The 12,753-nt window shown below is 58.8% G+C and carries 13 protein-coding genes; 2 read left to right on the top strand and 11 right to left on the bottom strand.

Annotation, left to right across the window (positions count from 1 at the left end; all coding sequences use genetic code 11):
• Positions 1-74 precede the first annotated feature (74 nt).
• The 6 genes from acpP to PSTU_RS0118345 form a co-directional block, all read right to left on the bottom strand.
• Positions 75-311, bottom strand: a complete 237-nt coding sequence (gene acpP, locus PSTU_RS0118370; protein ID WP_003283670.1) for an acyl carrier protein — start codon at positions 309-311, stop codon at positions 75-77.
• 190 nt (positions 312-501) lie between these two features.
• Complete coding sequence (gene fabG / locus PSTU_RS0118365) at positions 502-1,245, bottom strand: 3-oxoacyl-ACP reductase FabG (RefSeq protein ID WP_019342483.1); 744 nt, start codon at positions 1,243-1,245, stop codon at positions 502-504.
• A 14-nt stretch (positions 1,246-1,259) separates the two neighbouring features.
• The gene (gene fabD, locus PSTU_RS0118360; RefSeq protein WP_019342482.1) at positions 1,260-2,198 is read right to left on the bottom strand and encodes an ACP S-malonyltransferase; all 939 of its coding nucleotides are present in this window, start codon (positions 2,196-2,198) and stop codon (positions 1,260-1,262) included.
• A 61-nt stretch (positions 2,199-2,259) separates the two neighbouring features.
• On the bottom strand, positions 2,260-3,330 hold the full coding sequence (plsX, locus tag PSTU_RS0118355) for a phosphate acyltransferase PlsX (protein WP_019342481.1): 1,071 nt from the start codon (positions 3,328-3,330) through the stop codon (positions 2,260-2,262).
• Positions 3,331-3,333: 3 nt separating this feature from the next.
• On the bottom strand, positions 3,334-3,516 hold the full coding sequence (gene rpmF, locus PSTU_RS0118350) for a 50S ribosomal protein L32 (RefSeq protein ID WP_019342480.1): 183 nt from the start codon (positions 3,514-3,516) through the stop codon (positions 3,334-3,336).
• 12 nt (positions 3,517-3,528) lie between these two features.
• Positions 3,529-4,056, bottom strand: coding sequence for a YceD family protein (locus PSTU_RS0118345; protein WP_019342479.1), 528 nt, complete (start codon positions 4,054-4,056; stop codon positions 3,529-3,531).
• 104 nt (positions 4,057-4,160) lie between these two features.
• Here PSTU_RS0118345 and PSTU_RS0118340 point away from each other — a divergent pair, with 104 nt between their 5' ends.
• Complete coding sequence (locus PSTU_RS0118340) at positions 4,161-4,739, top strand: Maf family protein (RefSeq protein WP_019342478.1); 579 nt, start codon at positions 4,161-4,163, stop codon at positions 4,737-4,739.
• Positions 4,740-4,754: 15 nt separating this feature from the next.
• On the opposite strand, the gene sppA is transcribed toward PSTU_RS0118340, so the two are convergent.
• The 3 genes from sppA to rluC are packed head-to-tail and all read right to left on the bottom strand — an operon-like array spanning position 4,755 to position 7,363.
• Positions 4,755-5,738, bottom strand: coding sequence for a signal peptide peptidase SppA (sppA, locus tag PSTU_RS0118335; protein ID WP_019342477.1), 984 nt, complete (start codon positions 5,736-5,738; stop codon positions 4,755-4,757).
• Positions 5,728-6,447, bottom strand: coding sequence for an HAD-IA family hydrolase (locus PSTU_RS0118330; RefSeq protein ID WP_413771565.1), 720 nt, complete (start codon positions 6,445-6,447; stop codon positions 5,728-5,730). Before PSTU_RS0118330 ends, sppA begins: the two co-directional genes overlap by 11 nt.
• Positions 6,410-7,363, bottom strand: a complete 954-nt coding sequence (gene rluC, locus PSTU_RS0118325) for a 23S rRNA pseudouridine(955/2504/2580) synthase RluC (RefSeq protein WP_019342475.1) — start codon at positions 7,361-7,363, stop codon at positions 6,410-6,412. Before rluC ends, PSTU_RS0118330 begins: the two co-directional genes overlap by 38 nt.
• Before the next feature lie 551 nt (positions 7,364-7,914).
• Between rluC and rne the strand changes: the two genes are divergently transcribed.
• Positions 7,915-11,064, top strand: coding sequence for a ribonuclease E (gene rne, locus PSTU_RS0118320; RefSeq protein WP_192827035.1), 3,150 nt, complete (start codon positions 7,915-7,917; stop codon positions 11,062-11,064).
• Positions 11,065-11,272: 208 nt separating this feature from the next.
• Here the strand turns inward: rne and murB are convergent, their stop codons facing one another.
• Together murB and PSTU_RS0118310 are read right to left on the bottom strand one after the other, a co-directional pair.
• Positions 11,273-12,292 (bottom strand): UDP-N-acetylmuramate dehydrogenase, encoded by a 1,020-nt coding sequence (gene murB / locus PSTU_RS0118315; RefSeq protein WP_019342473.1) that lies wholly within the window; start codon positions 12,290-12,292, stop codon positions 11,273-11,275.
• On the bottom strand, positions 12,289-12,753 hold the full coding sequence (locus PSTU_RS0118310; protein WP_019342472.1) for a low molecular weight protein-tyrosine-phosphatase: 465 nt from the start codon (positions 12,751-12,753) through the stop codon (positions 12,289-12,291). Before PSTU_RS0118310 ends, murB begins: the two co-directional genes overlap by 4 nt.

The following is a 12,753-nucleotide window of genomic DNA, read 5'->3' as shown; positions in this document are numbered from 1 at the left end:
TCAACTAACTCAAACAAAAGCCGCACTGCCCATTGAAGGCAGTGCGGCTTACTGGTTCGAAGCAGGACTACGACTTACTGCGCGTGAGCGTTGATGTAATCGATAGCTTCTTGAACAGTGGTGATCTTCTCGGCTTGCTCGTCCGGGATTTCGGTCTCGAATTCCTCTTCCAGAGCCATCACCAGCTCAACGGTATCAAGGGAGTCGGCACCCAGGTCTTCGACGAAGGAAGCGCTGTTGGTAACTTCCTCTTCCTTGACGCCAAGTTGCTCGGCAACGATTTTCTTGACGCGTTCTTCGATGGTGCTCATACCTTGTTTTCACTCCTATGGAAAAATCAGGCAGCTGGTCTGCGCGGTAGTGTATAGAAAGCGTTTTCCGCATTTCAAGCTGAAAGCGGGCAAGCATGAACCTGCCTTCAACCATCTGTCTATAAACAAACCGCAATTTATAACGAAACTAATCAGCCGTTATGACTGCGTACATGCGTTGGGCGTCACATTAGCTCATATACATGCCACCGTTCACCGGGACCGTAGCCCCGGTGACATAGGCGGCACCGTCAGAAGCCAGGAAAGCGACAACCTTGGCAATCTCTTCCGCTTGCCCAAGACGACCCAGAGGTATCTGTCCCAGCAATGCGTCACGCTGAGCTTCAGGAAGCTCACGCGTCATGTCCGTATCGATGAAACCAGGCGCCACGGAATTCACCGTGATACCACGCGAACCGACTTCACGGGCCAGTGCCCGACTAAAACCTTCAAGTCCGGCCTTGGCTGCCGCGTAGTTTACCTGCCCAGCGTTGCCCATGGCACCTACCACGGAACCAATGCTGATAATCCGCCCCCAGCGCGCCTTGGTCATTCCACGCAAGACACCTTTGGTCAGACGATACAGGCTACTGAGATTGGTATTGATCACGTCATGCCATTCGTCATCTTTCATCCGCAGCATCAGGTTGTCGCGTGTGATGCCGGCATTGTTCACGAGGATAGCCGGCTGACCGAGATGCTGCTGGATATGCTCAAGGGTGGTGGCAACCGACTTATCGCTGGTGACATCCAGCACCAAGCCAGCACCTTCTATGCCGTTCTCTTTGAGCGTTTCGGCGATGCGTTCAGCGCCTGAAGATGAGGTTGCCGTGCCGATTACGATGGCACCCTGACGACCGAGCTCAAGCGCGATGGCCTGACCGATTCCACGACTGGCGCCTGTTACCAGCGCGACCTTGCCTTGCAGATTCATACATTTCTCCTTGTTCAGATCACCGCGCCACGGGTGGCCGTGAAATCTTCGGGGGTATCCAGATTGTAGGTGTTGAGGCCTTTGACGCAGCGCTTGTTAAGACCAGAAAGCACCTTACCGGGACCACACTCGATCAGATCGGTCACACCGTGCTCACTCAACACGACAATGCTTTCGACCCAGCGAACCGGACTATAAAGCTGAGCCAACAGATCGCGCTTGAGCGAATCGAGATCCGAAACGATCGCTGCACTGACGTTCTGCACCAGGGGAATTTCGGGTGCTTGCCAGGCCGCAGCCGTGACAGCAGCGGAAAATTGCTCGGCCGCCGGACGCATCAGATCACAGTGAGAGGGTACGCTGACTGGCAGCGGCATGGCGCGCTTGGCCCCTTTGGCCTTACAGGCCTCAATGGCTCGCCCGACCGCTGCAGCATTTCCGGCAATCACGACTTGGCCAGGCGCATTGAAGTTGACCGCGCTTACGACCTCGCCCTGCGCTGCTTCGCCACATGCTGCCAGTACATCGGCATCGTCCAGGCCCAAAATCGCTGCCATGCCGCCGGTGCCGGCCGGAACGGCCTGCTGCATCAGCTGACCCCGCAACTCAACCAGCTTCACCGCATCGGTAAACGGCAGGCTACCAGCAGCGACCAGCGCCGAGTACTCGCCCAAACTGTGGCCCGCAACGAAGGCCGGTTTCGCACCGCCCTCAGCCAGCCACAAACGCCACAAGGCAATCGAAGCGGTCAGAATGGCCGGCTGAGTCTTGTCAGTCTGGTTAAGCTGATCTTCCGGACCCTGCTGGCAAAGCGCCCAAAGATCGTAACCCAGCACGGACGAGGCTTCGGCGAAGGTATCGATGACCAGCGATTGCTGTACACCGTGCTCGGCAAGCATGCCAAGGGCCTGGGACCCCTGACCTGGAAAGACGAATGCAAGTGATGCAGACATGAAACGGCTCTCTTGTGGTTGTTCGTCGGGAAAGAATACGCGTAAAGGGCACAACGAATCGTCAGTTGGATGGCGAGCCACCGGTAGCGGTCACATCACCAGGGTCGCTTGTAGACCGAGCGGTCACAAGCAAGTGCTCGAGACGGCGGCTTAATTGGGCCGGAAGGTTTCGCTCCAGATCCTGAGCTGCACGGCGTATAGCCGACCGAAAACCCTCAGCTCCCGCGGCACCATGGCTTTTTACGACGATACCTTGAAGCCCAAGAAAGCTGGCACCGTTGTACTGAGCCGGACGCAGGTCAGCCCGCAATTGACGCAACAGCGGCAGAGCCAGCGCGCCCACCAGGCGTGAAATGAATGAGCGGCGGAAAAGCATTTCGACGCGCAGGGCAACCATATGCGCCAGACCTTCGCTGGACTTCAGCAGGATATTGCCAACAAAGCCATCGCATACCGCTACATCCGTTTCGCCGCGGAACAACCCATCACCCTCGATGAAGCCTTGATAGTTGATACCGCTGGCCTGCTGCAACAACCCCGCCGCCGCCTTGACTTGCTGGTTGCCCTTGATCTCTTCGGTACCAATATTCAGCAACGACACGCGCGGCTGCTCGATGCCGAGACTTTGCGCCGCAACCGACCCCATCACCGCGAATTGATAAAGCTGCTCCGCAGTGCAGTCCACGTTCGCGCCAAGGTCGAGCAACAAGCACGACCCCTCAAGCGTGGGAATCGCAGTCACCATTGCGGGGCGGTCAACCCCAGGGAGCGTTTTCAGTACCTGCCGGGCAAGCGCCATCAGCGCCCCGGTATTGCCAGCGCTGACACACGCCTGGGCCTGTCCATCACGCACCATTTCCAGCGCGACACGCATGGAGGAGCGCGGTTTGGCGCGCAACGCCTGTGCCGGGCGCTCATCCATACCGATCACTTCATCGGCGTCGACAATCGCAAGACGAGCGCGATCGACGGCTGGATGCTGAGCGATAATTTCTTCAAGCAAGGAGGATTGGCCAACCAGGGCCAGATGCAGCGAGGGGACTTCAGCCAGACATTGGACACTGGCCGGAACAATGCAGTGGGGACCGAAGTCCCCACCCATTGCATCGATCGCTATGACCGGAGCAGACAAGATTTACTCGTCAGCGCCCTTATCGATCACTTTACGACCACGATAAAAACCTTCCGGAGAAACGTGGTGACGCAGGTGAACTTCACCTGTGCTCTTTTCTACGGACAGGGCGTTCGGCTCGAGTGCGTCGTGCGAGCGACGCATGTCACGGGCGGAACGGGATTTTTTGTTCTGCTGAACAGCCATTGGGATCAACTCCTAAACGTTTGGGTCACGCTTTAACTGAGCCAGTACGCTGAACGGGTTGGACCGCGATACCTCGTCCTCATTCGGCTCGGGCTCATCAGGCCCAGCCGGCGGCTGGCAAACTTCTTGGTCATGGAGTGGAACAATCGGAAGAGCGAGCAGAAGCTCCTCTTCAACCAGCGCCAGCAGATCCAGAGGATCCTCTCCCACTTCCAGCACGTCATAGCCCTTGGGCAGGTGCTGACTGCTCGAACCCTCATTCACCACGGCATAATCGCACTCGCTGTGAATAGGCAGAACAACCGGCTCCAGACAACGCTGGCAAATCATCGTAACCTCAACATCCAGCTCGCTGTGGATGACCACAGTGCGCTGCTCGTCGCGCCCGAAATCAAAACTGGCACGCACCACACCCTTATTGTCCTCGAGAGGATCGACGAGCCGCTTCAGCTCGGACAATTGCAGCTCACCCTTGAGGGCAGCCGCTCGGTCAGCGAGCTTGCGCGGATCTACGTGCGGAGGTATTGGTCCTTTCAACATAAGCGCGGCATTCTAGGGATGCGACCCTCGACTGTCAAAGGAATTCAGCCGGACAATCGAGCCAAGCCAACCACCAATCTGACAGCTATATAAAAGGAAGGAAAATGCGCCACCTGCTTCTCGCTTCAAGCTCCCCCTACCGACGAGAACAGCTTTCACGCCTGCATCTGAAGTTCGATTGCGGGGCCCCGGAGATAGACGAAACTGCCCGGGCGGGAGAACGGCCGGAACAGCTTGTACGCCGACTGGCCCTTGAAAAAGCTCAGGCACTGGCATCGACCCACCAGCAGCATTTGATCATAGGTTCCGACCAGGTGGCCGTGCTTGGGGAGAGAATCCTCGGCAAACCTTACACATTCGAGCGAGCAAAGCAGCAACTGCAGGCCTGCAGCGGCAAAAGCGTAAGTTTTCTGACTGGACTTGCGCTGCTGGACAGCCATACCGGGACGACACAGGTCGACTGCGTACGATTTACTGTCCACTTCCGTGCGCTCAGCGACCAACAGATCGAGCGCTACCTACAGGCCGAGCAACCCTTTGATTGCGCAGGTAGCTTCAAGGCCGAAGGCCTGGGGATCAGCCTGTTTCGCGCCACCGAAGGATCAGATGTCACAAGCCTGATCGGGCTCCCGCTGATCCGACTGGTCGACATGCTCAACCACGCCGGAATCGAAGTGCCGTGACAGGCCGACAGGAAGCTAACGTAGCTGCGGACCCTGGAACCCCATCCACAGGGCCAACTGCGAACCGATACTGACTCCGAGCTGCTTGGTGAACCGCTCCAACGGGGAGTCCTTTACCGTGAAATCGACCAGCTCACTCTCCCCGATCACCTCGCGCGCAACATAGCTGGTATTGCCAAGACCATCGATCAAACCAAGCTCAAGCGCCTGCTCACCAGACCATATGAGCCCGGAAAAAAGCTCGGGATGCCCCGCGACTTGCAGCCGGTCGCCACGGCCTTGCTTTACGCTATCGATGAACTGTCGATGAGTGGTGGCAAGCACACTGCGCCAGAACTCGGTTTCCTCTGGCTTTTCCGGCTGAAAGGGATCTAGAAACGCTTTGTGTTCACCCGAGGTGTACACCCGGCGCTCAACACCCAGCTTGTCCATTGTCTCGACAAACCCGAAGGTCGCCGCCGTGACACCAATGGAACCAACCAAACTTGACTTGTCGGCATAGATTTCATCTGCGGCACTAGCGATGTAATAGGCACCCGAAGCACCCAAATCAGCAATCACCGCATAGACCTTGATCGCCGGGTATTCGCCACGCAGCCGGCGGATCTCGTCATAGATATAACCGGACTGCACCGGACTGCCGCCCGGACTATTGATCCGCAGCACCACCCCTTTGGTATTGGAATCCTCAAAGGCCGCACGCAGCGCACCGACGATATTGTCCGCACTCGCCGCCTCTTCGTCAGCAATCATCCCTCGAACATTGATGACAGCGGTATGAGCCTCGCCGGCAGCCTTCCCATCCCCGACCTGCAACAAGGGCGAGAACATCAGCAGCGCCCCGAAGAGATAGACAAAGGTCAACAGCTTGAAAAATATCCCCCAGCGCCGAGCTCGCCGCTGTTCCTGCACCCCTGCAAGCAGCGTCTTTTCCAACAGCTTCCAGCTGTTAGCGTCTTCCTTTGACTCGCTCACGGGCCTCCCCCATTCATCCGACATTCGCAACTACCTCAGCGGGATTAGTAACAGAGCACAACCACTCACCAAGCTCCGAGAAACAATTGATAGCCATGCATGGCGAGCACGACAACAGCACATCGAGAGGCTGCGCACCGTAGGAAACCGCAACGCTGTCCACACCAGCTCGCCTAGCCATCTCCAGATCGAAAACCGAGTCCCCGATCATCAGGGCTCGCTCGGGGCTGACGCCGCAGTGTTCGAGAATCTCATGAATCATCAGCGGATCAGGTTTGCTCGCCGTCTCGTCGGCACAACGGGTCACATCGAAGAAGTCGCTCCAGCCCTGCCCGGCCAGCACCCTATCGAGGCCGCGCCGCCCCTTACCGGTCGCCACGGCAAGCTGATGCCCCTGCTCACGAAACTGTTGCAGCGCCGTCGCGACCCCTGGGTAGAGCATCGATGGCTCAGCTTCCAATGCCAAATAATGATCGGCGTAGGCACGACGAAACGCCTCGACCAGCTTCCGGTCCGTCACGTCTGGATACAGCACGGCAATCGCTTCAGGCAAACCTAGCCCAATGATTCCCTTGATACTGTGCTCATCCAGGCGCGGCAGGTCACACCTGGCGGCAGCAACCAGTATGGATTCGACGATACGCCCGATCGAATCCACCAGCGTTCCGTCCCAGTCGAAGATCAGCAGTTCGTATTTATTCACCAAGCCTCTCCAGCGTCCGAGACCAGACATCATCGACCGGCGCTTCCAGACTCAGTTCGCCGCCATCAGGCAAAGGCACTCTCAGCGCATAGGCATGCAGAAACAGCCGCTTACCACCCAGATCACGGATAACAGCGGAAAATTCTTCATCCCCATATTTACTGTCTCCAGCAATGCTGTGTCCGGCATGCCGAGCATGCACGCGAATCTGATGCGTACGCCCGGTTACTGGCTTAGCCTCGATCAGCGTAGCGAAGTCGCCAAAACGGCGGAGCACTCGAAAAAGCGTCAGGGCGTCCTTGCCCTCGTCGGTGACCTCCACCATCCGCTCACCCGAGCGCAGCGTATTCTTCAGCAAAGGCGCATTTACCTGTTTCTTGCTGGTGTCCCAGCGGCCCCGCACGAGCGCCATATAGCGCTTATCAACACCATCGTCCCGCAATTGCTGATGCAGGTGACGCAACATGCTGCGTTTCTTCGCGACCATCAGCAGCCCGGAGGTATCCCGATCCAGGCGATGCACCAGCTCTAATTCCTTAGCATCCGGGCGCAGCTGACGCAGCGCCTCGATCACCCCGAAACTGAGCCCGCTGCCACCATGCACGGCGATACCAGCCGGTTTGTTCAGCACGATCAACGCCTTGTCTTCGAAGACTATTGCCGCCTCAAGGCGCTCAAGAAGACCTTGCGCGAGCGGGACCGGCTCGTCCCGCTCCGGCAACCTGAGCGGCGGCACTCGCACGACATCCCCCGCCTGGAGCTTGTACTCAGGCTTGATACGTCCTTTGTTTACCCGCACCTCGCCCTTGCGCAAAATGCGGTAGATCAAGGTCTTGGGCACACCCTTGAGTTGAGTACGAAGAAAATTGTCAATGCGCTGACCGGCAAGCTCCGGCGAGACCTCGAGCATTTGCACGCCGGAGGTCTGAGAAGGGGTATTTGTCATCCGCGGATGATATCAATATTCCCTTATTTGAAGCACTTAAACATTGCTGTTATAGTCCAGACGCCGCCAAAAGCGGACAGGTAGGGGGATGCCAGCGAAACCGCCATTCCCGGCCCAGTAATGTTTGAGGACGTGAGGCCGTCCAACGGAGCTTTTCTCAAGTAGCACAAGTTCTGAAACAAGCCTTGAAGACATGATGCGTGCCCCCGATAGGGAATCACGCCAATCGATAACCCGCTCCCGGATTCTGCGAGCGGCACCCGATTTTCAAAGTATGAGTGTTGGGTGGAGATGTACAGCCCTCGGATTGCGTAGCAAAGGCTTTCATAGACGCTTCATTCCGTCCGCTACCGCTGGCTGATTCCTCCTCCCGAACCATTGCTTCTGTTCCGACAGTAAGCAGGAGACGTCGTCGCGACGCTGGCCCAACTGGCCTCACATCGCTGGACACTGGAGTGCCTTACAACCATTCCTGACTCACCTGACACCGACCGCGAGAGTCGTGTGTGCCGAAACGCCGTTTCCGCTGCTCTGGAAACCGACGGTACTACATGAAAAGAATGCTAATTAACGCAACTCAGCCTGAAGAGTTGCGTGTCGCACTGGTCGACGGCCAGCGCCTGTTCGACCTCGACATCGAGTCCGGCGCTCGCGAACAGAAGAAGGCGAACATATACAAAGGCAAGATCACACGCGTCGAGCCCAGCCTCGAAGCCGCCTTTGTAGACTTCGGCGCTGACCGCCACGGGTTTCTCCCGCTCAAAGAAATCTCCCGCGAGTACTTCAAGAAGGCGCCAGAAGGTCGCGTCAACATCAAGGAAGTATTGAGCGAAGGCCAGGAAGTGATCGTCCAGGTCGAGAAGGAAGAGCGCGGCAACAAAGGCGCAGCCCTGACCACCTTTATCAGCCTCGCTGGCCGCTACCTTGTTCTGATGCCCAACAACCCGCGTGCCGGCGGTATCTCCCGCCGCATCGAGGGCGAAGAGCGCAACGAGCTCCGTGAAGCGCTGAATGGCCTCAACGTTCCAGCCGACATGGGTCTGATTGTTCGGACCGCTGGCCTCGGCCGCTCCAGCGAAGAAATGCAGTGGGATCTGGATTATCTGTTGCAGCTATGGAGCGCTGTCAAAGAAGCCTCCCAGGATCGCCCCGCCCCCTTCCTGATCTATCAGGAATCGAACGTCATCATCCGCGCCATCCGCGACTATCTGCGCCAGGACATCGGCGAAGTGTTGATCGACAGCGTTGAAGCTCAGGACGAGGCGCTGTCGTTCATCCAACAGGTCATGCCGCAGTACGCCAGCAAGATCAAGCTGTACGAGGACAGCGTGCCACTGTTCAATCGTTTCCAGATTGAAAGCCAGATCGAAACCGCATTCCAGCGTGAAGTGAAGCTGCCGTCCGGCGGATCCATCGTCATCGATCCGACCGAGGCACTGGTGTCTATCGACATCAACTCGGCGCGCGCCACTAAAGGCGGCGACATCGAAGAAACCGCGTTGCAGACCAACCTCGAAGCGGCCGAGGAAATCGCCCGTCAGCTGCGTCTGCGCGATATCGGCGGCCTGATCGTTATCGATTTCATCGACATGACCCCGGCGAAGAACCAACGCGCCGTGGAAGAAAAGGTCCGCGAAGCTCTCGAAGCCGACCGCGCACGCATTCAGGTCGGCCGCATTTCGCGCTTCGGCTTGCTGGAAATGTCCCGTCAGCGCCTGCGCCCGTCGCTCGGTGAAACCAGCGGTATCGTCTGCCCGCGCTGCAATGGCCAAGGGATCATTCGCGACGTCGAATCGCTGTCGCTGGCGATCCTGCGCCTGATCGAGGAAGAAGCGCTGAAGGATCGCACCGCCGAGGTTCGCGCCCGCGTGCCGTTCCAGGTCGCCGCCTTCCTCCTCAACGAAAAGCGCAACGCTATCACCAAGATCGAACTGCGCAGCCGAGCGCGCATTTTCATCCTGCCGGACGATCACTTGGAGACCCCGCACTTCGAAGTGCAGCGTCTGCGCGACGACAGCCCTGAAATTGTTGCCGGTCAGGCCAGCTATGAAATGAGCCCAACCGAGGTTGAGGAAGCTCAGCCAGTCAGCTCGACGCGCACGCTGGTTCGCCAGGAAGCGGCCGTCAAGACCGCACCGCAGCGTACTGCGCCAGCGCCGACCCCAAGCACTGCACCGACTGAACTGCGTGCACCTGCCGCCCAGGAGCCGAGCCTGTTCAAGGGTCTGGTCAAATCGCTGGTCGGCCTCTTCGCCGGCAAGCAGGAAGCGCCAGCCGCAGAAGTCGAGAAGAAACCCGCCGCAACTAGTCGCCCACAACGCAACGATGAACGCCGTAGCGGGCGCCAGCAGAACCGTCGCCGCGATTCGCGCAGCAACCGCGACGAAGAACGCAAGCCTCGCGAAGAGCGCGCTCCTCGTGAAGACCGGCAGCCTCGCGAAGAGCGTCAGCCTCGTCCGCCACGCGAAGAGCGCAAGCCTCGCGAGGCCCGCGAACCGCGCGAATCCCGTGAGCCAGTCGAAGCCAGCGAAAACAATGCACAGTCGCAACAGCAACCACGTCGCGAACGCACCCCGCGCGAGGATCGGCAGCCGCGAGAAGAGCGCAAGCGTGAACTGCGCGCGCCACTCGACGATTCCACCCAGGCCGCACCCGCGGCAACGGCCAGCGAAGAGAGCCCCGAGCGCAAGCCTCGTGCACCCCGCGAAGAGCGCAAACCTCGTGTAGAACCAGCCGAGAACGTGGAAGAACAACAAAACGAAACTGTGGAGGCGGCCCAGGAGGATCAGGATTCGTCAGAAGGTAGCGATCGTCCTCGCCGCCGCTCTCGCGGCCAGCGTCGTCGCAGCAACCGTCGTGACCGCCAACGCGATGCCAATGGCAACGAGATCGACGACGATGCTCAGAGCAACAACGCCGGGATCAGCGAAAGCAATGCACCGGTGAAATCTGAGCAGGTCGCTATTGCCGCGACTGCTGCCGCTCTTGCGGCGAACACCGCAGACACCGACGCCGCACCCGCTGAGCCTCAGGGCGAAACAAAGGAAGCAGAAACATCAGCGCCAGCCGCAACCTTTAACAATCTGACTGAAGCAACCGAAGCTGACAAGCCAGCCGATGCCACCGGAGCGCTGGATGGCGGAGTTATAGCGCCTGCGATGGCCGAAGCCGAGCCGGCCCCTGCACTGCAGGCGCCCAGCGAGCCGAAGGCACCGACAATCGAGCCCGAGCCTGCGCAGGCGGTAGCCACACCTGTTGCCGCAGAGCCTGTGCAGACAGCTGCCGAGACTGAAGCGCCGATCGTGACTGCAAGCGGTCGTGCGCCTAATGATCCACGTGAGGTGCGTCGTCGCCGCCTGGAGCAAGAGCGTCTGGCCAAGGAAGCAGCTGAAGCTGAAGCGCAAGCCCCGACCGAAACCAAAGCTCCGGCAGCACCGGAACTGACCAGCCCCGAAATCGTTGTCAGTGGGCCGGACAGCGCTCCAGCCACCGAGCAATCGGTTAGCACCGCGAACGATAATGTGGAGCAAAGCCTCAAGGTCGCTCCGAAGCCGGACGTGTCATCGGTTCAAACGGAAGCCGAACAGCCGGCTGCCGAACCGCTCCAGCCTGAAGTGGATGCGATCAAATCCACCACTGAAGCCGACACGGATGTTGCTGATCAAGCCAAGCCGCAGGAAGCAGACAAGCGTCAGGATTGATCGACTCGGCAATAAAAAAGGGATGCTTCGGCATCCCTTTTTTTGTCGGCGACCACCTAAACGCTGCTGCCCTGCACTTTCGTCAGGCGCGCAAATACGGGGGAATGGCTGCCTAGCATGCAGTCACAGCGTCGATGTAGCCGGAAGCCTTGAAGCACCGATCTATTGTTATGAAAGCAAGAAATGGGCGCGGCGAACCAACCCTTAGTCAGACGACGTTAGGCTCGATTTCCAACTGCACACCAAAGCGCTCCAGAATGTCAGCTTGGATCTTTTCGGCAAGCTGCAGGATCTGCTGACCATTTGCCTGGCCGTAGTTGACCAGCACCAGCGCCTGCAGCCGGTGGACACCCGCATCCCCCTCTCGGCGCCCCTTCCAGCCTGCACGCTCGATTAACCAGCCAGCGGCAAGCTTGACCTGCCCGTCTCCCTGCGGAAACGCTACCAAATCGGGATATCGCACGAGCAAGGCGTCAGCATTCGTCTGAGCAACCAATGGGTTTTTGAAAAAACTGCCGGCATTTCCGAGGACCCGGGGGTCTGGCAGCTTTTCACGGCGAATCGAGCAGACTGCACGACTGACGTCCACCGCAGTCGGTGACTGGATACCGTGCTGCTGAAGCCAATGACGCAGGGGGCCATATTCGAGACGCACAGCCGCAGCCCGGTGAAGCACGAAGCGCACTCGAAGAATCACATAGCGACCGGCCTGCCGCTTGAACAGACTATCGCGGTAGGCAAACTCGCATGCGTTCAGATCAAACTCGACCAAATCTCCCGTTTGACGGTCCAGCGCAGTCAAACCAGCGAAGACATCCTTGATCTCGACACCGTACGCGCCGACGTTCTGGATGGGTGCCGCACCGACCGTACCGGGTATCAGGCTGAGGTTTTCCAACCCAGCCAAACCCAGCTCCAGGCTACGCAACACGAATGGATGCCAGGGTTCGCCAGCCTCCGCCTCGATCACTACCCGCTGGCCGTCATCTTCGAGGACACGAATACCGCGGCTCGCCATGCGCAGCACCAGTGCATCTACATCGCCGGTCAGTAGCAGATTGCTGCCCCCGCCCAGTATCCATAGCGGGACATCAAGGCGACGGGCCTCGTCGATCGCCTCGGCTACCGCCTGATCGTCGTGCGCCTCAGCGAAATAGGCGGCACGGGCTTCGACAGCGAAGGTGTTGAACGCCTTGAGTGAACGACCCTGTTCGACATGAAGACTCATTGACGCCCTCTGATCTCGTCGAGCAATTGCGCAGCGCCATCTTCAATCAGATCGAGCACCTGTTCGAAACCGTCCTCGCCGCCATAATACGGGTCCGGCACGGCATCCTCACCTAACCCGTATCGGCGCAGAAACAGATCAACCTGAGCATTACAGTTTGCCGGGCGCAGGGCACGCAGCCGCTCCAGGTTGTCGTGATCCATCGCCAGGATCAGATCAAAACGCTGAAAATCGTCCACGGAGACCTGACGCGCCCTTAGCGCTGCAAGGTCGTAGCCGCGTCTGGCGGCTGCCAGGCAAGCACGCTGATCCGGTGCTTTGCCGACATGCCAGCTATCGGTCCCGGCCGAATCGATGGTGACTCGCGTACCCATCCCGGCACTTTCTGCGCATTTGCGGAACACCGCCTCAGCGGTCGGCGATCGGCATATGTTGCCCATGCAAACGAACAGGACCTTCAC

This window comes from Stutzerimonas stutzeri SDM-LAC, assembly GCF_000235745.1.
GTDB classification, from domain to species: domain Bacteria; phylum Pseudomonadota; class Gammaproteobacteria; order Pseudomonadales; family Pseudomonadaceae; genus Stutzerimonas; species Stutzerimonas stutzeri_H.
The sequence above is the reverse complement of the archived record's forward strand: the minus strand, read 5'-3'. Positions and strand labels throughout refer to the sequence as shown.

Coding starts and splice junctions, on each gene's coding strand:
- rne (WP_192827035.1), top strand. CDS start 7,915: ATGAAAAGAATGCTAATTAACGCAACTCAGCCTGAAGAGTTGCGTGTC.
- rluC (WP_019342475.1), bottom strand. CDS start 7,363: ATGACAAATACCCCTTCTCAGACCTCCGGCGTGCAAATGCTCGAGGTC.
- acpP (WP_003283670.1), bottom strand. CDS start 311: ATGAGCACCATCGAAGAACGCGTCAAGAAAATCGTTGCCGAGCAACTT.
- PSTU_RS0118340 (WP_019342478.1), top strand. CDS start 4,161: ATGCGCCACCTGCTTCTCGCTTCAAGCTCCCCCTACCGACGAGAACAG.
- PSTU_RS0118345 (WP_019342479.1), bottom strand. CDS start 4,056: ATGTTGAAAGGACCAATACCTCCGCACGTAGATCCGCGCAAGCTCGCT.
- rpmF (WP_019342480.1), bottom strand. CDS start 3,516: ATGGCTGTTCAGCAGAACAAAAAATCCCGTTCCGCCCGTGACATGCGT.
- fabG (WP_019342483.1), bottom strand. CDS start 1,245: ATGAATCTGCAAGGCAAGGTCGCGCTGGTAACAGGCGCCAGTCGTGGA.
- PSTU_RS0118330 (WP_413771565.1), bottom strand. CDS start 6,447: ATGTCTGGTCTCGGACGCTGGAGAGGCTTGGTGAATAAATACGAACTG.
- fabD (WP_019342482.1), bottom strand. CDS start 2,198: ATGTCTGCATCACTTGCATTCGTCTTTCCAGGTCAGGGGTCCCAGGCC.
- murB (WP_019342473.1), bottom strand. CDS start 12,292: ATGAGTCTTCATGTCGAACAGGGTCGTTCACTCAAGGCGTTCAACACC.
- sppA (WP_019342477.1), bottom strand. CDS start 5,738: ATGTCGGATGAATGGGGGAGGCCCGTGAGCGAGTCAAAGGAAGACGCT.